The sequence below is a fragment of the Zoogloea sp. JDB1 genome (genome assembly GCF_056724025.1).
Map to the genome: position 1 here is coordinate 2,471,993 of NZ_CM161496.1, position 24,675 is coordinate 2,496,667.

Consider the following 24,675-nt stretch of genomic DNA (forward strand, 5'->3'; position numbering starts at 1 on the left):
TTTTATTCGGTGGCAGATTTGATGGTGATGACGTTGGCGCGGCTGCCGGAGGTGTCTTTCCAGAAAGAGAGTTTGCTGTATTGTTCAAACAGGTCCGGCGGGAGAATAGTGCAGCGCTCTTCAATACCTACTTGTGGACGAATCTTGTGAAGCCCGTGCACCCCCAGCGGTGCGTCAAACTCGGGGGCATCATATTGAACGTCGCTGAAATTGTGCTCGAACGGGGGCTCCCCCAGGAACTGGTAGATCAGCGGCATCACTTTATGGGGTGCTGCCGCAAGTAGATCGTAATCCACCAACAGGAGCGATTCGGCATGTTCGCCGTAAAACGCTTCTTTCAGCGCTGCCCAGGCATAGCCAACCAGGCGGTTGCGCTGGGCCAACGTGTTGACCCGACTGTAGACAGTGTTGCGCTCCACGTCGTCGTTGAACAGGCGGGTCAGTTCGTAGGGATTGGCCCGATAACGGCGCTCCAAGCTGTCCATGATCCAGGCCACGTTGCGTACGCAGGCGATGATCTTGCTGCCCGGGAACTGGTCTTGCAGCGCCGGCAATTTTGCGCACCACATGCGGTTGGTATCAAAGATCACTTCCTTGTCGGCCTGCTCTTCGTAATAAGAGCGGAACAGGCCTTTGACCAGACTCTTGCGCTGGTTTTGCGTAATCACCGGGCCAAACTCACTGCCAGCCGAAAACTGATAAAGCATTTCCGAGAAGAGGATACCCACCGGGCTGGTCATCCCTGAATGGAAGCGCGGATTCTGTCTGAGAATAGCGGCCAGCAGGGTGGAGCCTGAGCGTGGCAGGCCAGAGATAAAATGAAAAATCTGAGACATGGAATTGACCCTGATGTTAGCCGAACGAATATATACAGCGGGTTAGCCTCCAGCGGGGCCCTCTCGAGTGTGAACTCATGCAACCAGCAAGGCCTTGAGTATCGGGAGTCGTGCATCCGCAAATGCCTGTGCCTGCTTGGTCAGTTCGGCGAGGTTCTCTTCAGCGCTCTCCAGGGTTTTTCCTTCGTGCGCCAGTCTTTGTCCTTGTGTCTGCAATATCTGCCAAATGTAGTGCGCCCATTCGGCCGGCTGCGCATATCCCTGTTTGATGGCCAGCAAGAAAAGTTGCTGGAATCGGGTTGCCATAATTCCTCCGCCAGTCACGGGGCTGGCCAGGAAATGAACGGTATTGCTGTCACGCGCCTTTTTGATCAAAAGTGCATTGAGTCGGTCGGTGCGTTGCTTGGCCGTTGAAATCAGCCTTTCGTCTTGAACTGCGGCCACGCTGCCTGCGCCGATGAGAATCATCACGGCTTCTGTCAGTTGCGTGAAGAGGACGCCCTTCTCTTTGATGGCCTGTTCGATCTGGCCGAGAGTCTTGGGGGTATGGTCTGACAAGAAATCGAGAATCGGGTTGAAGACCGTAGCCTGCATGCCGACCTCCCCAATGGATCCGGTGGTTCTTAGCGGAACGTCGGTACGTGCTTGTAGCAAAATGACCTTTTGCGCCCGCAGGGCTTCATCTTTTTCCAGTGGGCCCAGCTTCCGCTCGCCTTTCACCCAGTAGTCTTTGCGAAACGATTGGTTGACCATGAAGTCCCGCACCGTCTGACGAAACATCGGATCCTTGATGCTTGTCAGCAGCGCCATTTGATCGGCAGTAAGGTTGAGCGGTGCAACGTGATCGCTGTACAAGGCCGAGCAGGCAAAGTCCAGTTTGGCGGGCGACAGCCATTGCGCCATGCGTGAGAATGGCATGGGCAGCCAGTCTCGATTGAAATACTCGTGGGCAACGTAATTGCGGTCGTGATTCTTGATCTTATTGATACGTTCGGCGATGTGCGGATTGGCTTGAGTAAAGAGCGGGTTGGTGGCCAGTAGTTTGTCGGCAAAAGCGAGTGCTCCTTCGATGCGGGCGCCAATACCTTGGCCTGGACTGCCCATGACTTGGGCGTGCTCTGTGAGCAGATCACGGACGGGCACCATCGCCGCCCAGCCCGGCTGGGTGTTGTAGCTGTTGTAGAGAACGCCGCCAACCTTGAGCTTGCGCCGTACGAAGTCGACGATCACTGCGCGGTTTTGGTCATTGATCCAGCTCCAGATGCCGTGCAGGCCAATGCTGTCAAAGTCTGGCAGGTCTGGTCGGGCACAAAAATCGGCAAATGCCTGGTCTGTCAGGTTGGCATCGGCGCCGGACGCCTGCGCGAGCGATTGCGCGAAGCTGGCTTGTGACGGGTTGAAGTCGCATCCGTGCCATGTGCCGGCAGAGGCGGCTGCATGGATATTGATACTCAAGCCCTGACCGAATCCGAGTTCGCAATGGGTTCCCAGGGAGGGGGGAACCAGTCCTGAATACAGAAATGCGAGCTGCGTGCGTAGTGGGTTCAGTTCGGCGTAATAGCCGTAGGTGTAGTTGATATCGGCCATGTAGCCGTCGGTCCAGTCTGCTAGATCGTGGGTCATCTTTGGTGTTATGGCGTGTCGTCAATAGGTACGCGGCGCGGAAAGACGCTGGCTTGGCAGAGGCGTCGCGACCTTGATTGATGCGTTCTTATGTTTGGGTATTCCGGTGGAGCTTGATGGAGCCGTCGGCTTGGTATCAGGCCTTTTGTCAGTCGGTGGTCTGCATCGAACGGGGGCGCGACTGCGCTTCCAGAGGGGCATGATTAGTGCATGGGCTCGTGCGGCTGTTCCTGGCAGATCGGTGATCCCGTTGCTTCTTGCATGTGGCGCCATCCGGAGTAATCGTTGCTAGCTGTTACAAGAATTGGGTAGGTTGGGCCCCGAGGGCAGTGCTTGTAACGCCCGGATGCGGGTAACATGCTGCCACGACTTGCTGCTCCTGAACATTGGTGTTGGATGCGGAGCTGTGACAGGCATCGCAGCTGCGCTGCCGGGCGCGCGCATCGAAACCGGATGTCAGAGCTCGAGAACACAACTAAAAAAGCCAGCGTTTCCCCAATCACGCTCAAAGTCCGGGTGATAGCAGAGGCCGAACTGGTCCTGGAGCAAGGTCAATAGGTCAGGGGCGGTGAGAAGAAGGTGACAGGCTCTAGTCTTATGTCGGGCTTGAGGCGTGCCGTAGGTCCCAGACTGCTAGGGCCTGTTCACATTTGCCACTTTGTGTTTAGGCGCCGAGCGAGCCAAGCTCGTAAGCGAATAGTAATCCGGACAACCGGTACAGGTTCTATGATCCTGCGCCGGGCTTGAGTGGAGACTACCCAGGGTGATCTTGTTGTGCGCTAGTGGCGGGGGGAGGGGCAGAGCGGTGAGTCGGTAGAGATGGTGTCAATTGGCACACTACAATAGACTCCCTTGTCGAGATCGACACCGAGAATGATCGGCCGGAGTCCGCACGAGTGCGTTGAAGAGACTGTGTTTTTCGCCGTGGCGTCACGGCTAGAGCTTGGCGAGGGGCGGGTGACATGTAGTCGCAAGCAAAAAAGCCAACCCTCGCGGATTGGCTTTTCTGCTTGCTTGTCTTGGCTCCTCGACCTGGGCTCGAACCAGGGACCTACGGATTAACAGTCCGGCGCTCTACCGACTGAGCTATCGAGGATCTGACGGGTTGGTTATCTGCATCCAGAAGGCTGCAAATAACCTGAATTTTTTCTGGCTCCTCGACCTGGGCTCGAACCAGGGACCTACGGATTAACAGTCCGGCGCTCTACCGACTGAGCTATCGAGGAACAGAGGCGCGCAGTATAGGAAGACGTTGCTGAATCGTCAAGCTGATTTGCGCGCTTTTTGCCCCCGGCTTGGCCGGGGGAGGTACAGAGGAAGCTTAGGCCTTGATGACGGCGGCGATGGCGTCGGCGACGTAGTCGAGGTTCTTGCTGTTCAGCGCGGCCAGGCAGATGCGGCCGGTACCGACGGCGTAGATGCCGAACTCGGTCTTCATGCGTTCAACTTGAGCGGTGGTGAGGCCGGTATAAGAGAACATGCCGCGCTGCTTGATGACGAAGGAAAAGTCCTGGTCGATGTTGCGGGCGGCCAACTTGTCGACGAGGCCGGTGCGCATGGCGCGGATGCGGTCACGCATGCCGGCCAGCTCGGATTCCCACTGGGCACGCAGTTCGGGGGTGGACAGCACTGCAGCCACGACCGCGCCGCCGTGGATCGGCGGGTTGGAGTAGTTGGTGCGGATCACGCGCTTCAGCTGGGACAGCACGCGGGCGGACTCGTCCTTGTTCTGGGTGACGATGGACAGGGCGCCGACGCGCTCGCCGTACAGCGAGAAGCTCTTGGAGAAGGAGCTGGAGACGAAGAAGGACAGGCCGGAGGCGGCGAACAGGTTCACCGCGACGGCGTCCGGCTCGATGCCGTCAGCGAAGCCCTGGTAGGCCATGTCGAGGAAGGGGATCAGGCCCCGGGCCGCACAGGCCTTGACCACTTCGGCCCACTGGGCTTCGGTGAGGTCGGCGCCGGTGGGGTTGTGGCAGCAGGCGTGCAGCACGATCACGGAGCCGGCCGGCAGCGTGTTGAGCTTGGCGATCATCGCCTCGGCGTTGGCGCCGCGGGTTTCCGGGTTGTAGTACGGGTAGGTTTCGACCGGGAAGCCGGCGGCCTCGAACAGGGCGCGGTGGTTTTCCCAAGAGGGATCGGAGATGTACACGGTGGCGCCGGAAACGACGCGCTGGATCAGGTCGGCGCCGATACGCAGGGCGCCGGTGCCGCCGAGGGCCTGGGCGGTGACGACGCGGCCGTCACGGATGAGGGCGCTGTCGGCGCCGAACAGCAGGTTCTGCACCGCGCTGTTGTAGGCGACGGGGCCTTCGATGGGCTGGTAGCCGCGCGGGGGGGCCGCTTCGAGGCGGGCCTTTTCGGCGGTCTTTACTGCGGCCAGGAGGGGAATCTTGCCGTTGTCGTCGAAGTAGACGCCAACGCCGAGGTTGACCTTGGTGCTGCGGGTATCCGCGTTGAAGGCTTCGTTCAGGCCAAGAATCGGATCGCGGGGGGCCATTTCCACCGCAGCAAAGATCGAAGAGCTCATGGGGTCTCCAAAAGGGGCGAAGGGAGCGGGGCACGTTGTGCCGTCCGCTGGGCGATAATACGGAGTTGCCCGTGAAACACGCGGGCGCCGCCGATGGACTTAAGACAGAAATTTTATCATGGCCGATCAATCCGATAGCGGGCGTGTGGTGGTTTTCGAAGGCAGCCCGTTCCGACTGCATCAACCTTTTCCTCCCGGCGGCGACCAGCCGGAGGCAATCCGCAAGCTCGTCGAGGGCATCGAAGACGGCCTGATGTTCCAGACGCTGCTGGGCGTGACGGGCTCCGGTAAAACTTACACGATGGCCAATGTCATTGCCCGCTGCGGCCGGCCGGCGCTGGTGCTGGCCCACAACAAGACGCTGGCGGCGCAGCTGTACTCGGAGTTCCGCGAGTTCTTTCCGGAGAACGCGGTGGAGTACTTCGTGAGCTACTACGATTACTACCAGCCCGAGGCCTACGTGCCGTCCCGCGATCTGTTCATCGAGAAGGATTCGGCGATCAACGAGCACATCGAGCAGATGCGCCTGTCGGCCACCAAGAGCCTGATGGAGCGCCGCGACGTGGTGATCGTGGCGTCGGTGTCGTGCATCTACGGTATCGGCGATCCGGGCGACTACCACAGTATGGTGCTGCATCTGCGTGAAGGGGAGCGGATCGTCCATCGGGATCTGGTGCAACGCCTGGTGGCCATGCAGTACACCCGCGCGGATGTGGATTTCAAGCGCGGCACCTTCCGCGTGCGCGGCGACGTGATCGACATCTACCCGGCGGAAAACGCCGAGCACGCGCTGCGGGTGGAAATGTTCGACGACGAGATCGAGCACCTGACCCTGTTCGATCCGCTCACTGGCCACCTCAAGCAGAAGCTCAGCCGCTTCACCGTCTATCCGTCCAGCCATTACGTAACGCCGCGAGCCACGGTGCTGAAAGCGGTCGAGGCGATCAAGGAAGAGCTGCGTGAGCGGATGGAAGTGTTCTACAAGGGGGGCAAGCTGGTCGAGGCTCAGCGTATCGAGCAGCGCACCCGCTTTGACCTGGAAATGCTCAACGAGTTGGGCTTCTGCAAGGGCATCGAGAACTACTCCCGCCACATGTCCGGGCGCAAGGCGGGCGATGCGCCGCCGACCCTGATCGACTATCTGCCGAAGGACGGCCTGATGTTCATCGACGAGTCCCATGTGTCGATCGGCCAGGTCGGGGCGATGTACAAGGGCGACCGCTCGCGTAAGGAAAACCTCGTGGAGTATGGTTTCCGCCTGCCGTCGGCGCTGGATAACCGCCCGTTGAAGTTCGAGGAGTTCGAGCGCCTGCTGCCGCAGACGGTCTTCGTGTCGGCCACGCCTGCAGCCTACGAGAAGGAGCATCAGGGGCAGGTGGTGGAGCAGGTGGTGCGCCCGACCGGGCTGGTGGATCCGACCATCGTCGTCAAGCCGGCCACTACGCAGGTGGATGACTTGCTCGGCGAGATCAAGCTGCGCCTTGCGGTGCAGGAGCGGGTGCTGGTGACCGTGCTGACCAAGCGCCTGGCCGAGGATCTGACCGAGTACCTGGCCGAGAACGGTATCCGGGTGCGCTATCTGCACTCGGATATCGACACCGTCGAGCGGGTGGAAATCATCCGCGACCTGCGCCTCGGCGAGTTCGACGTGCTGGTAGGCATTAACCTGCTACGGGAAGGTCTGGATATTCCCGAGGTGTCGCTGGTGGCCATCCTCGACGCGGACAAGGAGGGTTTCCTGCGTTCCGAACGTTCGCTGATCCAGACGATCGGCCGAGCCGCGCGCCACCTGCACGGTACTGCGATACTCTACGCTGACCGAATCACCGATTCGATGAAAGCCGCGATCGGTGAAACGGAACGCCGTCGTACCAAGCAGTTGGCTTTCAACGAGGCTAACGGTATTACGCCGAAATCCGTGACAAAGCGCATAAAGGACATCATTGACGGTGTCTATGATTCAGAAAGCAACGATAAGGTGTCCGTGGTTGCCGAGCCCCGCGCTGATTACCAGTTGCTCGACGAAAAGGCGCTTGCCAAGACCATTCGGCAACTCGAGAAGGAAATGCAGGAGCACGCCCGCAATCTGGAGTTCGAGAAGGCTGGCGCCGTTCGGGACCGTTTGTTCCGGCTGCGCCAGCAAGCTTTCGGTGCCGACGGACACGATTCCGCGGCTTCATCCAACACCTCAGGCTGAGAGAAACTGATCAACGTGGTCCTCGCTCTTGTACGTTCTGCCCGCCGCCTGCTTAAATGGCCAGTAGGAGGGGAATACAGAATGAAAATATTGTTCGTGTGCACCGGCAACATCTGCCGGTCGCCAACGGCTGAGGGTGTGGCACGTCGGTGGTTGGCAATGGCTGGGCTGGGGGAGGAGGTTGGTGTGGACTCCGCCGGAACGCAGGGGTATCACGTAGGGGAGGCGCCGGATCCGCGCTCCCAGTCAGCGGCTTCGAGGCGTGGTTATGATCTTTCCCGTCTACGGGCGCGAAAGGTCGAGGCCAAGGATTTCGCCGAGTTCGATCTGCTGCTGGCGATGGACAGGGAGCACCTTCAATACCTGCGGGACAAGGCACCGGAAGGCACGCGCCACAAGGTGCGCATGTTCATGAGCTATGCCCGCATGTCCCGGCGGGACGACGTGCCTGATCCCTACTACGGTGGTGCGACCGGCTTCGACGCCGTTCTCGATATGTGTGAAGACGCCGTGCAAGGGCTTATCGAGGACATTCTTCCAGAGGTCAATCGCCGCCGGCAATCGGTGAGTTGAAGCGTGGAATAGCCCGAAAAGCAGCCAGGCTGCGGAGGCAGTTGCCGCACGTCCTGCCGCCCGCCAACAAAAAGGCCAGCCTTACGAGGCTGGCCTTTTTGTTGGTTCCGATGTGCCCTTACTTGGCGGAGGTTTCCACCTGGATCAGGGGTTCATCGACGACCGGAGTCGCGACGCGGGTACGGCGCCGGCGCGCCGGCTGCACGGTCTCTTCGGTCGGCTCCTCGGCTTGGAAGGCCTTCACGGCATCGGCGCGGGTTTCCACCAGCACCAGGCCGCTGCCCGACAGATCGATGGGGGCCGTGATCGGCGCTTCCGGGCTGATCCCGGCGGCGACGGCTACCACTTCCGGCTGGGCCTCGACGACGGAAGCGACTTCGACCTGCACCGGAGCGGCTTCCTGCTCGGCGGCAACGGACGGGGCCGGTTGTTCCACCGCGACTTCGGGCTGGGTTTCGACGGTAGCGACGAGCGGTGCCGCAACGGCCTCGCTTTCAACGACTGCAGGGACCACTTCGGCAACAGCTGTTTCGATTGCAACGGTCGGAGCGGGTTCGACCGGCACCTGTTCCACTGCGGGCTGGCCGATGATCGCGACGGCCTGTTCAATCAGGTCGGGCTTGGCCTGCGTGTCGGCGGGCGCTTCTCCGACGGGCGCAGCGACGACCGGTGCTTCGATGACAGGTTCGGCGGCCACGGCAGCCTGGGGCTCGACGACGACTGCCGTCTCAGCTGGAGCGACTTCCACGACGGTTACTGCGGGTGCAGCTTCGACGACCACCGGGCTGACTTCAGCCGCCGGTGTTTCGCTGGCGACGGGCTGCGGAGCGGCCGCGACGACGGCCTCGGCCACCGGGGCAGCTTCCTGCTCCGCACCTGCCGGAGCCTGTTCGCCGATCTCCAACTCGCCTTGGGCGGCGACTTCGACAGAGTTGGCTTCCTCGTTGCGGCGGCCACCACGACGGCCGCGACGGCTGCGGCGGCTGCGTTCATTACCTTCGCCTTCAGCCGACGCGGGGCTGGCCTCGGTCGGTGCCACAGCTGCCACCACGGCGTCGGCTGTCACCTGCTCGGCGCTGGCGACGATGCCTTCGGCTTCGGCTGCCTTGGGGGCCGGGGTGTTGCGGCTGCGGCGTTCGCCGCGTTCGGCACGCTCACCGCGTTCGCTGTTGCGGCCTTCGCGCTCACCACGTTCCTGGCGTTCGCCGCGCTGGCGCTTTTCGCGCTGCTCGGTCTGCGCTTCACCAGCGACGTTGCGCGCGTTGTCGCGCGTCTCGCGGGTTTCGCGGTTGTCGTTGCGTTCCTGGCGATCGCTGCGCTCACCACGTTCGTTGCGCTCTTCGCGCTGGCCATCCCGGCGACCGCGGTTGTCACGACCGTCACGACGGTTGCGTTCGTTGCGGGGGCGGGATTCGCGACGCGGCGTTTCGGGTTGGGCCACTACCGGTGCCGGCTCGGGCTGCTTCTCGCCACGGAAGAACGCGAAGATGCGGGCCAGCAGGCCGGGCTGGCTTTCCGGCACGGCAGCGACCGGCGCAGCCTTGGCTTCGACGACCGGCGCCGGCTGGTCGGGGGTGATGCCCTTGACGGCGGCTTCCTGGCGCACCGGGCGCTCCGGATTGGCTGACGGCGGCGTGTAGGTTTCGCCGGCCGGCTTGGTGGCCATGCGGTAGCTCGGCAGGCTGGTGTCTTCGGTGTTGAGCTGGTCGTGGCGCAGGCGGACGATCTCGTGCTGCGGGGTTTCCAGGTGGCGATTCGGGATCAGCACCAGGTTGACCTTGTGGCGCAGCTCGATCTTGGCGATGTCGTCGCGCTTCTCGTTGAGCAGGAAGGTCGCCACATCCACCGGAACCTGGCAGTGCAGGGCGCCGGTGTTGTCCTTCATGGCTTCCTCTTCGAGGATGCGCAGGATATGCAGGGCCGAGGATTCGGTGCTGCGGGTGTGGCCGGTGCCGTTACAGCGCGGGCAGGGGATGTAGCTGGTCTCGGCGAGGGCCGGGCGCAGGCGCTGGCGGGACAGCTCGAGCAGGCCGAAACGGCTGATCTTGCCGGTCTGCACACGGGCACGGTCGTAGCGCAGGGCGTCGCGCAGGCGGTTCTCGACTTCGCGCTGGTTCTTTTGCGACTCCATGTCGATGAAGTCGATGACGATCAGGCCGCCGAGGTCGCGCAGACGCAACTGGCGGGCCACTTCATCGGCGGCTTCGCAGTTGGTCTTGAAGGCGGTTTCCTCGATGTCCGCACCGCGGGTGGCACGGCCGGAGTTCACGTCCACGGACACCAGCGCTTCGGTGTGGTCGATCACGATGGCGCCGCCGGACGGCAGGCTGACCTGACGCGAGTAGGCGGACTCGATCTGGTGCTCGATCTGGAAGCGGGAGAACAGCGGCACGTCGTCGTGATAGCGCTTCACGCGGTTCACGTTCTGCGGCATCACGTGGGCCATGAACTGGCGGGCCTGCTCGTACACGTCGTCGGTGTCGATCAGGATCTCGCCGATGTCCGGCTGGAAGTAGTCACGGATCGCGCGGATCACCAGACTGCCTTCCTGGTAGATCAGGAAAGCGCCGGCCTGGGATTCGGCGGCGCCGTCGATGGCACGCCACAGTTGCAGCAGGTAGTTCAAGTCCCACTGCAGCTCTTCGGCGTTGCGGCCGATGGCGGCGGTGCGGGCGATCAGGCTCATGCCGCCCGGGACTTCGAGCTGGTCCATGACGTCGCGCAGTTCGGCGCGCTCGTCACCCTCGACGCGGCGGGACACGCCGCCGCCACGGGGGTTGTTGGGCATAAGCACCAAGTAGCGGCCGGCCAGCGACACGAAGGTGGTAAGGGCGGCCCCCTTGTTGCCGCGCTCGTCCTTCTCGACCTGGACGATCAGCTCCTGGCCTTCCTTCAGCGCTTCCTTGATGGACGCACGGCTGGCTTCTACACCAGGCTGGAAGTAAGCGCGGGAGATTTCCTTGAACGGCAGGAAGCCGTGGCGCTCGGCGCCGTAGTCGACAAACGCCGCTTCGAGGCTGGGCTCGATGCGCGTGATGACGGCTTTGTAGATGTTGCTCTTGCGTTGTTCCTTGGCGGCCGACTCAATGTCGAGATCGATCAGTTTCTGACCGTCGACAATGGCAACGCGGAGTTCCTCGGCCTGCGTTGCATTGAAGAGCATGCGCTTCATTCGTCTTCTTCTCCCGCGCAGCACACGGGCAGGACGAACCGCGCCACCGCTTAACTGCGGTGACTTAGTTTGGCGTTGTCGCGACTATCCTTCATCGAGGGGAATATCAAACTAATGTGGGCGGCGGGATTCGTCTATGCACCCTGAACCGCGATTTTCCGCTGGGGACCGTGATGAACCTGGGGCACGACTGGTCTCGCAACTCCTTTGCCGTGCCGTACTCTCGGGTACGACGGCATTTCCCTTTGCGACCTCGGGCCTGCTATCCAGAACTTCCTCACCGTCCCTGAATTCAGGGCCGTCAAACTGCGTGTGCGCTAGCGCGCAATAAGTACAAGTTTATTGTCGAATACAGTACCATCGCCCTCTTTTTGTCCGGCGATGGACCTTCCTGCGGTGTTTCGGGAGCGGGTGTAACCCTGGTTGACCAGGGTCGAGTCGCTCCGGCGTGGCACAGGCCGGTGTTGAAGTCTTCACAACACGCTTGGGCAAATGCGACGCATCAGAACCGAAAAACCGCTCGCCAGTATATTTCAAAAAGATGGCCTTGAGTAAAGCCCCCTCTGTGATGCGTGTCGTCGTGGACGACGCGAGTGCCGGGCAGCGCATCGACAACTTCCTGGTCCGCGTCTGCAAGGGCGTGCCGAAGAGCCACGTGTACCGCATCCTGCGCAGCGGGGAAGTACGGGTGAATAGCCGGCGGGTGGATCAGACCTACCGCCTGCAGCTTGGCGACGAGGTGCGTATCCCGCCGATCCGCCTGGCCGAGAAGGCGGCGGGGCCGGTTGTGCCGGTCGGCAAACCCTTCGACATCGTCTTTGAGGACGACGCTTTGCTGGTGCTCGACAAGCCGGCCGGGCTGGCCGTGCATGGGGGGAGCGGCGTCAGTTTCGGCGTCATTGAGCAGTTGCGCCGCCAGCGGCCGGAGGCGAAGTTCCTGGAGCTGGTGCATCGCCTTGACCGGGAGACCTCGGGTCTGTTGATTGTCGCCAAGAAGCGCAGCGCCCTGACCGTGTTGCACGACATGATGCGCGAAGGCAAGGTGCGCAAGCGCTATCTGACGCTGGTGGCCGGGCGCTGGCTGAATCCGATGCAGCATGTGAAGCTGGCCCTGCACAAATACCTGACCGAAGGTGGTGAGCGCCGTGTCAGCGTAAACCCCGAGGGCAAGCCGGCGCACAGCATCGTCAGGCTGCTGAAACGCTGGCAGAACTACAGTCTGGTCGAGGTCGAGCTGAAGACCGGTCGTACGCATCAGATTCGCGTGCACCTGAGCCATTTGGGCTTTCCCTTGTGCGGTGACGATAAGTACGGGGATTTTTCGCTCAACAAACAACTCGAAAAACAGGGGTTCAAGCGGATGTTCCTGCACGCGGCGAAGCTCGCTTTCCACCACCCGCTGACGGATCAGCTGATCGAGCTGGAGGCGCCGCTGCCGCAGGAGCTGGAAAGCCACGTGGTGCAGGTTGAGCAAACGGAAGAGAGGGAATATGGCTAAGCGTTTCGAACTGATCGTCTTCGACTGGGATGGCACGCTGATGGATTCGGCGGCGGCCATCGTGCGCGCGATCCAGGCATCGGCGGCTGACCTGGGGCTGCCGGTGCCCTCGGATGCTCGCGCCCGCCACGTGATCGGTCTCGGTCTCAACGATGCGCTGCATTACGCCGTGCCCGAACTGGCGGAGTCGGATTATCCGCGCATGGTCGAGCGTTACCGCCATCATTACCTGTCCGGTGATCATCAGCTGACGCTGTTCGATGGGACTGAGGAATTGATCGCTGCGTTACGTGAGCGCGGGCATCTGCTGGCGGTGGCGACCGGCAAGAGTCGCAAGGGGCTGGAGCGGGCATTGTCCTTCTCGGGCTTGGGCGAGTACTTCCATGCGACCCGCTGTGCCGACGAGTGCTTCTCCAAGCCGCATCCGGCCATGCTCGATGAGCTGATGGATGAGCTGGGCGTGACGCAGGCGTCCTGCCTGATGATCGGCGACACGACTCACGATCTGCAGATGGCCAAGAATGCCGGGGTGGAAGGGCTGGCTGTGACCTTTGGTGCGCATCCGGTGGAGCAGTTGCAGGCCGAGGCACCGCTGGCTTGTGTGCATTCGCCGGCGGAGTTGCGGGAATGGCTGGAACGCAACGCCTGATCTGTCCGTCGGACGCGGTTCGGGAGGGCGAGGACGGGGTGCGCTTCAGCGTCACCCGTGTCACCGGGGAAGAGCCGGCCTTCGTCGTGCGTTTCCGCGGGCGGGTACATGCCTACCTGAATCGCTGTGCCCATGTGCCGATCGAGCTGGATTGGATGCCCGGACGTTTCTTCGATGATGGACGTCTTTACCTGATCTGCGCGACCCACGGCGCCCTCTATGAGCCCGAGAGCGGTCGCTGCGTGGCGGGGCCGTGTCGGGGCAAGCGCTTGCTGGCGCTCTCCGTCGAAGAGCGCGACGGGATGGTATTTCTTGTAGACGAATAGAGATGGACGAGAATCGATCGGAAAACTGGGAGCGCCGGGTGCTGGAAAAGCTGGCGCTGGAAGGGCTGGCAGAACAGAAGCGGCGCCGTCGCTGGGGGGTGTTCTTCAAGTTGGTGGTCGTGTTCTACGTGGGGCTCGCGCTGTGGGTTCTGGGTGACTTCGGTGCGGCGGAGCCGCTCGATGGCGGGCGCTTCACCGCGCTGGTGAACGTCGATGGCGTGATCGCCGCGAAGGGGGAGGCGAGCGCCGAGCGGATCGTGGCGGCCTTGCAGTCGGCGTTCGATGACAGCGGTACCCAGGGCGTCGTGCTGCGTATCAACAGCCCGGGGGGAAGCCCGGTACAGGCCGGTATCATCAATAACGAGATCGGGAGGCTGCGCGCGCTGCATCCGCAGGTGCCGGTCTATGCGGTAGTTGAGGATGTTTGCGCGTCGGGCGGCTACTACGTGGCAGTGGCGGCGGACCGGATCTTCGTGGATAAGGCCAGCATCGTCGGGTCGATTGGCGTGCTGATGGACGGTTTCGGTTTTGCTGGACTGATGGACAAGCTGGGCGTCGAGCGGCGCCTGCTGACGGCGGGGGAGAACAAGGGCTTTCTCGATCCGTATTCGCCGCAGAACCCGAAGCAGCTTGAGCATGCAAAGTCCATGCTGGGCGACATCCATGGGCAGTTCATTGCAGCGGTGCGGAAGGGGCGGGGTACGCGCTTGCAGGAGACGCCGGATATGTTCTCTGGCTTGATGTGGACCGGCGCGAAGAGCGTTCAGCTCGGTCTGGCCGATGGCTTTGGCAGCGTCGCTTCTGTGGCGCGGGATGTCATCAAGGCGGAGAACGTCCGCGATTTCACGCAGAAGCCCGGCCTGGCCGAGCGTTTTGCGGAGCGCTTCGGCACCGATATGGCCGAAAGCCTGATGAACACGCTGGGAAAAACGACGGTACGCTGACCGCCGTCAGGCGGCGAGGATCAGGAATACGGTCGGTCGCTTGGCCAGTTCCGGCGCGGCGATCTTCTTCCATTCGGCGACCGGGCGGGTGTGGATCCACTCGCTGTCGAGGGTCAGATCGCGGGCGACGCACAGGCGTGTGTCGGCCTTGCAGACGCTGCGCAGCGCTTCGAACATTCGCTCGTTGCGGTACGGGGTCTCGATGAACAGCTGGGTGCGGGAAAAGCGCGCCGATTCGGCTTCCAGTTCGCGGATGCGTCGGTTACGGGCCTCTTCGTCCACCGGCAGGTAGCCATGAAAGGCGAAGCTCTGGCCGTTGAGCCCGGAGCCCATGAGGGCCAGCAGCAGGGAGGAGGGGCCGACCAGCGGCGCGACGCGGACGCCCAGTTCGTGCGCGCGGCGTGCCAGCAGAGCGCCCGGGTCGGCAACGGCCGGGCAGCCGGCTTCCGACATCAGGCCGGCATCGCTGCCGGCGAGCAGCGGGGCGAGCAGGGTGTCCAGGTCGGTGGTGGAGGGCTTCTCTGGCAGTTCGCGGATATCGAGATCGCGCAGCGGTTGCGGGTGCTCGAAGCGCTTCAGTTCCGCGCGGGCCGTCTTGGCATTTTCGACGACGAAATAGTTCAGGCTGCGGGCGCGGGTGGCGACGTCGATCGGGGTGGTCAGTCCGGTAGATGCGGGGCCGAGGCTGACCGGGATCAGGTAGAGGGTGCCGTTGCTCATGGTTCAGGGGAGGGCAATGCCTTCGTTGCGCAGCATGCGGGCTAGTGCGATCAGTGGCAGGCCGACGAGAGCATTGGGGTCGTCGCCGCTGAGAGCATCCAGCAGTGTGATGCCGAGTCCTTCCGATTTGGCGCTGCCGGCGCAGTCGAGCGGGCGCTCCTTGTTCACATAGCGCACGATCTCGTCGTCGCTCAGGTTGCGGAAGCGGACCTTGGTCGGCACGGCATCCACCTGTACGTGACCGCTGCGTGTATTGAGCAGGGCGAGAGCGGTGTGAAAGATGACTGTGCGGCCGCTCATCGACTTGAGCTGGGCGATGGCCCGCTCGACGGTGCCCGGTTTGCCGAAGCGGGCATCATCCATATAGGCAACCTGGTCGCTGCCGATGATCAACGCGTCGGGGAACTGGCCGGCGACCGCGCGGGCCTTCTCGACGGCGAGCCGTTCGGCAGTGGCTTGCGGCGCCTCGCCTGGTAACGGGGTTTCGTCGATGTCCGGGCGGGCGACATCGAAGGGCAGATCGAAGCGCTGGAGTAGTTCGCGGCGGTAGGTTGAGGTGGAGGCGAGAACGAGTTTCATCGTAGCGGAAAGCCTGTTGTCGCGATGATTGGTGCGATCAAGCAGGGTTTTGACACGGGGAGCCGAAAATAATATCATGCCCCGCTTATGTCGCAAGAAAGCTTCGTGATCGACCTGCGGGCGCTGGCCAGAGATGGACGTGGCGTGCAAGGAGCGGTGCCGGTAGAGAGTCTCGGTCGTCTGGTCGATTCGCTGCTGGAACCGGTCGGCACGGTGACGTTCGAGTTTCATGGCGAGCGTGACGACGAGGGCAAGCTCTACGTCGATCTGCGGGTCCAGGGTGACCTGGTGTTGCAGTGTCAGCGCTGTCTTGAGGCTTTGGTGTGGCCCTGCGGTGTGCGGAATCGTCTCCTGCTGCTTCGTACCGGTGAAGAATTGCCGGAGGATGAGTTAGAGAACGATGAGGTCGATGCCCTCGAGGTGGAGCCTCAGACCGACCTGCTGGCCTTGGTGGAAGACGAGGTGCTCCTCGCCTTGCCCTTGGTGCCGCGCCACGAAAATTGCGAACCGCCGGTGAAAGCCGACGGCAATGAAGAAATTTCGCCCTTCGCCGTTCTGCGCCAGTTGCGCGGCAAGGTTTAAGTATTCCTCAAGGAGTGTTTCATGGCTGTTCAACAGAACAAAAAGTCCCCGTCCAAGCGCGGTATGCATCGTTCCCACGATTTCCTGGTCGCCCCCCCGCTGGCTGTCGAGCCGACTACCGGTGAAGTGCACCTGCGTCACCACGTGTCGCCGTCCGGCGTCTACCGTGGCAAGAAGGTTGCTAAGGCCAAGGGCGAGTAATTCCCCCGGTCCGCGAGCGGCGCGACGCCTGAGGGCGCTCGCGCCGTTTTCATACATGCTTCTCTCTGTTTGCGCCGAATGACTGTCACCCTGGCTATTGACTGCATGGGGGGCGATCACGGCCCCTCGGTGACCGTGCCGGCTTCCCTGCATTTTCTGCGGGAAGATCGCGACACCCGGATCATTCTGGTCGGGCGTCCGGAGGCTATCGAGCCCCATCTCGGAACGGCCCTGGCCGAGTTCGGAGAGCGTCTGCGCCTCCATCGCGCCACCGAGGTGGTCGGCATGGATGAATCGCCGGCGCTGGCCATGCGCAATAAGAAGGACTCGTCGATGCGCGTTGCGGTTAACCTCGTCAAGGACGGGGAGGCCCAGGCGGCTGTGTCTGCCGGCAATACCGGCGCACTGATGGCGATTTCCCGTTTTGTCCTGAAAACTCTTCCCGGTATCGATCGCCCGGCGATCTGCAGTACGCTGCCGACGCTGCGTGGGCAAACCCATGTGCTTGATCTGGGGGCCAATGTGGATTGTTCGCCTGAGCATCTGCTGCAGTTCGGCATCATGGGCGCAATGCTGGTGGCAGCCGTCGAGCACAATGAACGTCCGAGCGTTGGCTTGCTGAACATCGGCGAGGAAGAGATCAAGGGCAATGAGGTCGTCAAGCAGGCTGCCGAGTTGCTGCGCGCCAGCGGGCTCAACTTCTACGGTAATGTGGAAGGCAATGACATCTACAAGGGAACCGTGGATGTGGTCGTCTGCGATGGCTTCGTCGGCAATGTGGCGCTGAAGACCTCCGAAGGGCTGGCCCAGATGATGGCCACCTTCCTGCGCGAACAGTTCTCCCGCAACTGGCTGACCAAGCTGGCGGCGCTCTTCGCGATGTCCGCCCTGAAGGGCTTCAAGCACAAGCTGGATCCCCGGCGCTACAACGGCGCAGCCCTGCTGGGTTTGCGTGGCGTGGTGGTGAAGAGTCATGGCTCGGCCGATGCCTTCGCTTTCGAGCAGGCTGTCTGGCGGGCGGTGGAAGCGGCACGCAATCGCCTCATCGAACGTATCAGCGAACGAATGGAACGTGAAAGGTCCGTTGCATGATTTATGCACGAGTGGCTGGCACCGGGAGTTTTCTACCCGGGAAACCTGTTACCAACGATGATCTAGTGGAGCGCGGCATCGATACGTCGGACGAGTGGATCGCCGAGCGCACAGGCATTCGCGCCCGCCACTTGGCCGAACCGGATGTTACGGCGAGCCAGCTGGCCTACGAGGCATCGGTTCGGGCGATAGAGGCCGCGGGCTGTCAGCCAGCGGACATCGATCTGATTATCGTCGCGACCTCGACGCCCGATTACATCTTCCCGAGTACCGCAGCGCTGCTGCAGGCCCGCCTGGGCATCGCCAATGGCGGGGCGGCCTTCGATCTGCAGGCGGTGTGTGCCGGTTTCGCGTACGCGCTGGCCACCGCCGAGAAGTTCATTCGCTCGGGCAGCAACAAGCGGGCGCTGGTCGTCGGGGCCGAGGTCTTCTCGCGCATCCTCGACTGGAGCGATCGCGGCACCTGCGTGCTGTTCGGTGATGGTGCCGGCGCGGTCGTGCTGGAGGCCTCCGACAAGCCCGGCATCCTGGCCACGGCGTTGCACGCCGACGGTAGCCACAACCCCATCCTGTGCGTACCTGGGCAGATCAATCGCGGCAGTGTGACTGGCGACCCTTTTCTGCGCATGGATGGCCAGGCAGTCTTCAAGTTTGCGGTCAAAGTGCTGAGCGAGGTGGCGCGCGAGGTCGCCGAGCAGGCCGGCATGCCGCTCGACGCGGTGGACTGGCTGATTCCTCATCAGGCCAACATTCGCATCATGCAGGCGACGGGGAAGCGCCTCGGCCTGCCGATGGAGAGGGTCATCGCGACGGTTGCTCAGCATGGCAATACGTCGGCGGCGTCCATTCCGCTGGCGCTCGATCAGGCTGTCCGTGACGGGCGCATCCAGCGCGGGCAGCGTCTGCTGCTCGAAGGCGTGGGTGGCGGCTTCACGTGGGGCGCCGCGCTGCTCGAGTTTTAAAGAACAAGCAACAAGAATCAGTCACCATACAGGGTAGGGATCATGAATTTTGCGTTTGTGTTTCCGGGGCAGGGCTCCCAGTCCGTGGGCATGATGAGTGCCTATGGCGAGTCCGCCGTGATTCGCCAAGCTTTTGCCGAGGCGTCCGACGCGCTCGGCGAGGATTTGTGGCAGATGGTGCTGGAAGGTCCGGCCGAGGTGCTGGCCCGGACCGTCAATACCCAGCCGCTGATGCTGACCGCCGGTGTGGCTGTATATCGCGAGTGGATTGCCCGAGGTGGTGCGGTGCCGGCCCTGGTTGCCGGCCACAGCCTCGGTGAATATTCGGCGCTGGTGGCAGCCGGCTCCCTAGAGCTGGCCGAAGCGGTCAAGCTGGTGCGTCTGCGTGCGCAAGCCATGCAGGAGGCGGTTCCGCAGGGTGAAGGTGCAATGGCCGCGCTGCTCGGTTTGGACGAGGATGCGGCTGTCGAGGCCTGTGCTGAAGCGGCCCAGGGCGACGTGGTTTCCGCCGCCAACCTGAATTCCCCGGGGCAGATCGTCATCGCGGGTTCCAAGGCCGCCGTCGAGCGTGCGATCACCGTTGCCAAGGCGCGTGGTGCCAAGCGTGCCGTGCTGCTGCCGGTGAGTGCGCCTTTCCACTGTGCGCTGATGAAGCCGGCGGCCGAGCGCCTTGCTGTGCGTCTGGCTGAAATCGAGTTGAAGGTGCCCGCCATTCCGGTGCTCAACAATGTGGATGTAGCCGTCGAGGACCAGCCCGAACGCATCAAGGATGCGCTGGTCCGCCAGGCCTATTCCCCGGTGCGCTGGATCGAGACCGTGCGCGAGATTGCCCGTCGTGGCTCGACGCATGTGTTCGAGTGTGGCCCCGGAAAGGTGCTGGCCGGCATGACCAAGCGTATCGAAGGCAGCCTGCAGGGCGGCGCGATCGCCGACACGGCCAGCCTGGAAGAGGTTCTGAAGATGACGGGGGCGGTATGACTCAGGTTTTGCAGGGGCAGGTTGCGCTGGTGACCGGTGCGTCCCGCGGCATTGGACGGGCCATTGCGCTCGAACTGGGGCGCATGGGCGCGACGGTGATCGGGACGGCTACGTCCGAAGCTGGTGCTGCGGATATTCAGGCTGGTCTTGAGGCGGCAGGCATTGCAGGTCGTGGTCTGGCCCTTGACGTGACCAATGCGGAGGCCTGTGAGGCTGCGCTGGGAGCAATCGAGAAGGATTTCGGTGCGGTAGCCGTGCTGGTCAATAACGCTGGCATCACCCGTGACAACCTGGCCATGCGCATGAAGGATGGCGAGTGGGATGCGGTCATCGACACCAATCTGAAGGCCGTCTTCCGCATGTCCAAGCTGGTCATGCGTGGCATGATGAAGGCGCGCGGCGGCCGGATCATCAACATTACGTCGGTGGTCGGCAGTTCCGGCAATCCGGGGCAGGCTAACTACGCGGCCGCCAAGGCGGGCGTGGCGGGTATGACCCGGGCGCTGGCGCAGGAGCTCGGTAGCCGCAATATCACAGTCAACTGTGTTGCGCCGGGCTTCATCGACACCGACATGACCAAGGAATTGCCGGAAGCGCAGCGCGAGTCGCTGCAGGGCAAGATCGCGCTGGGCCGTCTCGGCAAGCCGGAAGAAATCGCCTCCGTGGTAGGTTTCCTGGCCTCGCCTGCGGCTTCTTACGTAACCGGCGCGACCCTGCACGTGAACGGCGGTATGTACATGGCCTGATCCTCGCCGCGCTGGCGGGGGGGCATGTTTTTGGTAGAATGCGAAGGTTTTTGAATTCACACCCGTAATCAGGGAAGGAGTAAACACATGGAAAATATCGAACAGCGCGTCAAGAAAATCGTTGCCGAACAACTTGGTGTCAACGAGTCCGAAATCAAGAACGAATCCTCCTTCGTGGACGATCTGGGCGCGGACTCCCTCGACACCGTCGAGCTGGTGATGGCCCTTGAAGAAGAGTTCGAGTGCGAGATCCCCGACGAAGAAGCCGAGAAGATCACCAGCGTTCAGCAAGCGATCGACTACGTCACCGCCCACCTGAAGAAGTAAGTTTCCGGAGCCTGCCTTGACCCGTCGCAGAGTCGTCGTCACCGGCCTTGGCGTTATTTCGCCGGTCGGCAATACCGTGTCTGAAGCCTGGGACGCCATCCTGAATGGCCGTTCCGGTATCGGTGAGATCACCCGTTTCGATACCACGAACTTCTCGGCGAAGATCGCCGGTGAAGTGAAGAGCTTCGATATCGGTGCCTATCTTTCGCCGAAAGAAGCGCGTCGTATGGATGGTTTCATCCACTACGGCCTTGCCGCGGGCATCCAGGCTTTCCGTGATTCGGGCATCGAGGTGACCGAAGAGAACGCCCACCGGATCGGTGTCAACATCGGTTCGGGCATCGGCGGTTTGCCGATGATCGAGGATACCCACGACGATTTCCTCGCTGGCGGTCCCCGCAAGATTTCGCCGTTCTTCATCCCCGGCACCATCATCAACATGATCTCGGGCAACCTGTCGATCATGTTTGGTCTGAAGGGGCCGAACATCGCGGTCGTCACCGCCTGTACCACTGGTCTGCACGCGATCGGTATCAGTGCCCGGATGATCGAATACGGTGATGCGGACGTAATGGTGTGCGGCGGTGCCGAGTCCACCGTCACGCCGCTGGCGGTTGGTGGCTTCGCGTCCGCCAAGGCCTTGTCCACCCGCAATGACGATCCAGCCACCGCAAGTCGTCCGTGGGACAAGGATCGTGATGGCTTCGTGCTGGGCGAAGGGGCTGGCGTGCTGGTCCTAGAGGAGTACGAGCACGCGGTCAAGCGCGGTGCGCGCATCTACGCTGAGCTGGCCGGTTTCGGCATGAGCGGCGACGCCTACCACATGACCGCGCCGGACACCGATGGTCCGCGTCGCAGCATGATCAATGCGCTGAAGAATGCCGGTGTGAACCCGGATGAAGTGCAGTACCTCAACGCGCACGGCACTTCCACGCCGCTGGGTGACAAGAACGAAACTGAGGCCATCAAGCTGGCTTTTGGTGCCGATGTCGCCAAGGGGCTGGTGGTGAACTCCACCAAGTCGATGACCGGCCACCTGCTTGGCGGTGCGGGCGGTCTCGAGTCCGTGCTGACGACGCTGGCGGTCTACCACCAGGTGTCGCCGCCGACGATCAATATTTTCGAGCAGGATCCGGAGTGCGATCTGGACTACTGCGCGAACGTTGCCCGCCCGATGAAGATCGACGTGGCAATGAAGAACAACTTCGGCTTCGGTGGTACCAACGGTACCCTGGTGTTCCGCAAGATCTGACCGCATGGACGCACGGAATCCGCGCGTCCATGACAGTCATTGAATTCAGGCCGTCGCGGCTGCTCGCCATGCTTCTTGTGGCTCTGCATCTTGCGGCGGCTTTTTCGTTTCTGCTTGGTTTTGGCGTGGGCCCGATCAGTGAAGCCGGGGGGCTGGTGCTGGCGGGGGCAGGCTGGCATTGCTGGCGTCATTGCCGTCGAGTGCCGGAGCCCCTGGGATTGCTGGAGGATGGCGCACTACTTTTTGATCCGAATGGGCTGCTGGAGCACAGGCTGAATCTGCTTCCCGCGAGCGTGGTGACGTATGCGGCCGTCTGGTTGATCTGGCGGGTTGATGGCGAGCGAAAAACCGGTGCGCTGATGTTGTTTCGCGATCAGCTAGCGCCGCAGGCGTGGACCGAACTGCAGGTGTGGCTGCGTCTACGAGCCCGCATGCGTCTGGCGGGCCCGCAGGATTCGCCGCCCTAGGCTCTCGGTAGCGGCGCGCGCACGAAGGTCCGCTTATGCGGCGGACGAAGGATGGTGTCGCGGGCCTTCGACAGGGTTTCCGGGTAGTCGCGGCTGAAATGCAGGCCACGGCTTTCCTTGCGCTTGAGGGCGCTACGGACGATCAGTTCGGCGGTGACGACCAGATTGCGCAGCTCGATCAGATCATTGGAGACGCGGAAATTGCTGTAGTACTCGTCGATTTCTCGGGCCAGCAGGCGGATGCGGTGCTGGGCGCGCTCAAGGCGCTTGTTGGTCCGCACGATGCCCACGTAGTCCCACATGAAGCGGCGCAACTCGTCCCAGTTGTGGGAGATCACGATCGTCTCGTCGGCGTCTGTGACCCGGCTTTCGTCCCACAGGGGCAGGTTGTCCGGCAGCGGGCGGGGATTGGCCAGGATGTCGGCTGCTGCCGATTCGCTGAAGACCAGGCATTCGAGCAGCGAGTTGCTGGCCAGGCGGTTGGCGCCATGCAGGCCCGTACAGGCGCTTTCGCCGATCGCGTAGAGGCCCTTCACATCGGTGCGGGCGTGCAAATCGGTGACGATGCCGCCGCAGGAGTAGTGGGCGGCCGGCACAACCGGGATCGGCTGGCGGGTGATGTCGATACCCAGCTCCATGCAACGCGCCAGGATGTTCGGAAAGTGGCTCTGCAGGAAATCTGCCGGTTTGTGGCTGATGTCGAGGAAGACGCAGTCCAAGCCGTGCTTTTTCATTTCAAAGTCGATGGCGCGTGCAACCACGTCGCGTGGGGCGAGCTCCAGGCGTGGATCGTGATCCTGCATGAAGCGGCTGCCGTCTGGGCGGCGCAGTACGCCACCTTCACCGCGCACGGCCTCGGAGATCAGGAAGGACTTGGCTTGCGGATGGTAGAGGCAGGTCGGATGGAACTGGATGAATTCCATGTTGGAGACCCGGCAGCCGGCGCGCCAGGCCATGGCCACGCCGTCGCCGGTCGCGGTGTCGGGGTTGGTCGTATACAGGTAGACCTTGCCGGTGCCGCCGGTAGCGAGCACCGTGTGGCGCGCGGCAATGGTGCGCATCTCGTCGTTGGCGATGTCGAGCACGTAGGCACCTAGGCAGCCTTCATCCGAGCGCCCGACCTTGGTGCCAGTGATGAGGTCGATGGCGATGTGCTGCTCGAGGATGGTGATGTTCGGGTGGCGGCGGACCTGTTCGGTCAGCGTGGCCTGTACCGCGGCGCCGGTGGCATCGGCAGCGTGGATGATGCGTCGGTGGCTGTGGCCGCCTTCGCGGGTCAGGTGGTAGCCGATGGAGGTGCTGGAGTCGGCGGTGAAGGGGACGCCGTGTTCTATCAGCCAGTGGATTGCGCGGGGGCCGTTCTCGACGACGAAGCGCGTGGCACTGTCGGAGCACAGGCCGGCGCCGGCGGTGTGGGTGTCGGCCACATGAGCTTCGGTGTCGTCAGCGGGGTCGAGAACGGCGGCGATGCCGCCCTGAGCCCAGGCGCTGGCGCTGTCTTCGAGGGAGCGTTTGGTAACGAGGGCGATCTTGAGTTTGTCTGCCAGGCGCAGGGCCAGGGATTGTCCGGCTAGGCCACTGCCCAGAATGAGCACGTCAAAAGCGGTCACTTCGGAGGGATTGCCGCGGTGGGCTGTTTTGCGAAGGGCCGACTATAGCACGTGCAGTTAGTCGCAAAACAACCCTGAGGACGACTGAACTATACGGATGCAGCAGGGTCTAGGAGGTACTTTGGCCAGGTTTTGGCGGCTCTCGGGATATACTTCTGGGCCGGTGACCCTTCAGGTCACGACTACGAAGATATTTGTTTCCCGACCATGAGCGATCGCGAAATTGACCAGCAGTTGGTCGAGCGTGTGCAGCGCGGCGACAAACAGGCGTTTGGCCTGCTTGTTTCCAAGTATCAGCGCAAGCTCGCCCGCCTGTTGTCGAGATTGATCCGAGATCCAGCCGAAGTGGAGGATGTCGCCCAGGAGACGTTCATCAAGGCCTATCGTGCCTTGCCCTCGTTTCGTGGGGACAGCGCTTTTTACACGTGGCTTTACCGTATCGGGATCAACACTGCCAAGAATTTTCTCGTTTCGCAGGGGCGGCGCGCGCCCACTACGACCGATTTCGATTCCGAAGAAGCCGAGACTTTCGAGGAAGGGGACCAGCTTCGAGACATCAATACGCCGGAACGCCTCCTGATGACCAAGCAGATTGGCGACACCGTAAATGTGGCCATGGAGGCGCTGCCTGAAGAATTGAGAACGGCGATAGTCCTGCGCGAGATCGAAGGCCTGAGTTACGAGGAGATCGCCACGATCATGGAGTGCCCTATCGGCACGGTCCGTTCGCGGATTTTCCGCGCGCGGGAAGCAATTTCTGAAAAGCTCAAGCCGTTGCTCGATACGGCTCCGAATAAAAGGTGGTAAGACG

At 62.3% G+C, this 24,675-nt stretch carries 23 protein-coding genes and 2 tRNA genes; 16 read left to right on the plus strand and 9 right to left on the minus strand.

The window, feature by feature from the left end:
* Positions 1–2: 2 nt before the first annotated feature.
* From AC1PPK_RS11010 to AC1PPK_RS11030, 5 genes are all read right to left on the minus strand, one after another.
* Positions 3–836, minus strand: a complete 834-nt coding sequence (locus AC1PPK_RS11010; protein ID WP_481117863.1) for a sulfotransferase — start codon at positions 834–836, stop codon at positions 3–5.
* Between the two features lie 75 nt (positions 837–911).
* The gene (locus AC1PPK_RS11015) at positions 912–2,459 is read right to left on the minus strand and encodes a class I SAM-dependent methyltransferase (protein WP_481117864.1); all 1,548 of its coding nucleotides are present in this window, start codon (positions 2,457–2,459) and stop codon (positions 912–914) included.
* A 1,020-nt stretch (positions 2,460–3,479) separates the two neighbouring features.
* Positions 3,480–3,555, minus strand: a tRNA-Asn gene (locus AC1PPK_RS11020).
* A gap of 54 nt (positions 3,556–3,609) precedes the next feature.
* Positions 3,610–3,685, minus strand: a tRNA-Asn gene (locus AC1PPK_RS11025).
* Positions 3,686–3,780: 95 nt separating this feature from the next.
* Positions 3,781–4,989, minus strand: coding sequence for an amino acid aminotransferase (locus tag AC1PPK_RS11030; protein ID WP_481117865.1), 1,209 nt, complete (start codon positions 4,987–4,989; stop codon positions 3,781–3,783).
* Between the two features lie 118 nt (positions 4,990–5,107).
* Between AC1PPK_RS11030 and uvrB the strand changes: the two genes are divergently transcribed.
* The gene (gene uvrB, locus AC1PPK_RS11035; RefSeq protein WP_481117866.1) at positions 5,108–7,186 is read left to right on the plus strand and encodes an excinuclease ABC subunit UvrB; all 2,079 of its coding nucleotides are present in this window, start codon (positions 5,108–5,110) and stop codon (positions 7,184–7,186) included.
* 81 nt (positions 7,187–7,267) lie between these two features.
* Complete coding sequence (locus AC1PPK_RS11040; RefSeq protein WP_481117867.1) at positions 7,268–7,759, plus strand: low molecular weight protein-tyrosine-phosphatase; 492 nt, start codon at positions 7,268–7,270, stop codon at positions 7,757–7,759.
* 118 nt (positions 7,760–7,877) lie between these two features.
* Here AC1PPK_RS11040 and AC1PPK_RS11045 read toward each other — a convergent pair whose 3' ends face one another.
* Positions 7,878–10,931 (minus strand): Rne/Rng family ribonuclease, encoded by a 3,054-nt coding sequence (locus AC1PPK_RS11045; protein ID WP_481117868.1) that lies wholly within the window; start codon positions 10,929–10,931, stop codon positions 7,878–7,880.
* Between the two features lie 541 nt (positions 10,932–11,472).
* Between AC1PPK_RS11045 and AC1PPK_RS11050 the strand changes: the two genes are divergently transcribed.
* Genes AC1PPK_RS11050 through AC1PPK_RS11065 form a run of 4 tightly spaced genes read left to right on the plus strand, consistent with a single transcriptional unit; the run spans position 11,473 to position 14,348 of the window.
* Positions 11,473–12,429, plus strand: coding sequence for an RluA family pseudouridine synthase (locus tag AC1PPK_RS11050; protein WP_481118207.1), 957 nt, complete (start codon positions 11,473–11,475; stop codon positions 12,427–12,429).
* Complete coding sequence (locus AC1PPK_RS11055) at positions 12,422–13,078, plus strand: HAD-IA family hydrolase (RefSeq protein WP_481117869.1); 657 nt, start codon at positions 12,422–12,424, stop codon at positions 13,076–13,078. Before AC1PPK_RS11050 ends, AC1PPK_RS11055 begins: the two co-directional genes overlap by 8 nt.
* Entirely contained in the window at positions 13,057–13,404 is a 348-nt protein-coding gene (locus AC1PPK_RS11060) for a Rieske (2Fe-2S) protein (RefSeq protein ID WP_481117870.1), read from the plus strand. The genes AC1PPK_RS11055 and AC1PPK_RS11060 overlap by 22 nt, the downstream gene beginning before the upstream one ends.
* Before the next feature lie 2 nt (positions 13,405–13,406).
* Complete coding sequence (locus tag AC1PPK_RS11065; RefSeq protein WP_481117871.1) at positions 13,407–14,348, plus strand: S49 family peptidase; 942 nt, start codon at positions 13,407–13,409, stop codon at positions 14,346–14,348.
* A 6-nt stretch (positions 14,349–14,354) separates the two neighbouring features.
* Here AC1PPK_RS11065 and AC1PPK_RS11070 read toward each other — a convergent pair whose 3' ends face one another.
* Together AC1PPK_RS11070 and AC1PPK_RS11075 are read right to left on the minus strand one after the other, a co-directional pair.
* Positions 14,355–15,068, minus strand: a complete 714-nt coding sequence (locus tag AC1PPK_RS11070) for an SAM-dependent methyltransferase (protein ID WP_481117872.1) — start codon at positions 15,066–15,068, stop codon at positions 14,355–14,357.
* A gap of 3 nt (positions 15,069–15,071) precedes the next feature.
* On the minus strand, positions 15,072–15,647 hold the full coding sequence (locus tag AC1PPK_RS11075; RefSeq protein WP_481117873.1) for a Maf family protein: 576 nt from the start codon (positions 15,645–15,647) through the stop codon (positions 15,072–15,074).
* 105 nt (positions 15,648–15,752) lie between these two features.
* On the opposite strand from AC1PPK_RS11075, the gene AC1PPK_RS11080 reads away from it, so the two are divergent.
* The 9 genes from AC1PPK_RS11080 (at position 15,753) to AC1PPK_RS11120 (ending at position 22,254) form a co-directional block, all read left to right on the plus strand.
* Positions 15,753–16,229, plus strand: coding sequence for a YceD family protein (locus AC1PPK_RS11080; protein WP_481117874.1), 477 nt, complete (start codon positions 15,753–15,755; stop codon positions 16,227–16,229).
* A 21-nt stretch (positions 16,230–16,250) separates the two neighbouring features.
* On the plus strand, positions 16,251–16,430 hold the full coding sequence (rpmF, locus tag AC1PPK_RS11085) for a 50S ribosomal protein L32 (RefSeq protein WP_079435603.1): 180 nt from the start codon (positions 16,251–16,253) through the stop codon (positions 16,428–16,430).
* A gap of 78 nt (positions 16,431–16,508) precedes the next feature.
* The gene (plsX, locus tag AC1PPK_RS11090; protein WP_481117875.1) at positions 16,509–17,522 is read left to right on the plus strand and encodes a phosphate acyltransferase PlsX; all 1,014 of its coding nucleotides are present in this window, start codon (positions 16,509–16,511) and stop codon (positions 17,520–17,522) included.
* A complete protein-coding gene (locus AC1PPK_RS11095) occupies positions 17,519–18,484 on the plus strand; it encodes a beta-ketoacyl-ACP synthase III (protein WP_481117876.1) in 966 nt (321 codons plus the stop codon). Before plsX ends, AC1PPK_RS11095 begins: the two co-directional genes overlap by 4 nt.
* Positions 18,485–18,526: 42 nt before the next feature.
* Positions 18,527–19,462 carry an ACP S-malonyltransferase gene (fabD, locus tag AC1PPK_RS11100; protein ID WP_481117877.1) on the plus strand — a complete coding sequence of 312 codons (936 nt, stop codon included), beginning with the start codon at positions 18,527–18,529 and terminating at the stop codon, positions 19,460–19,462.
* Positions 19,459–20,208: a 3-oxoacyl-ACP reductase FabG gene (fabG, locus tag AC1PPK_RS11105; protein ID WP_481117878.1), complete on the plus strand. Its 750-nt coding sequence runs from the start codon at positions 19,459–19,461 to the stop codon at positions 20,206–20,208. Before fabD ends, fabG begins: the two co-directional genes overlap by 4 nt.
* Positions 20,209–20,262: 54 nt before the next feature.
* Complete coding sequence (acpP, locus tag AC1PPK_RS11110) at positions 20,263–20,535, plus strand: acyl carrier protein (protein WP_481118208.1); 273 nt, start codon at positions 20,263–20,265, stop codon at positions 20,533–20,535.
* Positions 20,536–20,551: 16 nt separating this feature from the next.
* Positions 20,552–21,787 carry a beta-ketoacyl-ACP synthase II gene (gene fabF, locus AC1PPK_RS11115; protein WP_481117879.1) on the plus strand — a complete coding sequence of 412 codons (1,236 nt, stop codon included), beginning with the start codon at positions 20,552–20,554 and terminating at the stop codon, positions 21,785–21,787.
* Between the two features lie 29 nt (positions 21,788–21,816).
* Positions 21,817–22,254: a protein YgfX gene (locus AC1PPK_RS11120; RefSeq protein WP_481117880.1), complete on the plus strand. Its 438-nt coding sequence runs from the start codon at positions 21,817–21,819 to the stop codon at positions 22,252–22,254.
* Here the strand turns inward: AC1PPK_RS11120 and nadB are convergent.
* Positions 22,251–23,864, minus strand: coding sequence for an L-aspartate oxidase (nadB, locus tag AC1PPK_RS11125; RefSeq protein WP_481117881.1), 1,614 nt, complete (start codon positions 23,862–23,864; stop codon positions 22,251–22,253). The two genes, AC1PPK_RS11120 and nadB, sit on opposite strands and share 4 nt — an antisense overlap.
* Positions 23,865–24,071: 207 nt before the next feature.
* On the opposite strand from nadB, the gene rpoE reads away from it, so the two are divergent.
* On the plus strand, positions 24,072–24,671 hold the full coding sequence (gene rpoE, locus AC1PPK_RS11130; RefSeq protein WP_079435684.1) for an RNA polymerase sigma factor RpoE: 600 nt from the start codon (positions 24,072–24,074) through the stop codon (positions 24,669–24,671).
* Positions 24,672–24,675 lie beyond the last annotated feature (4 nt).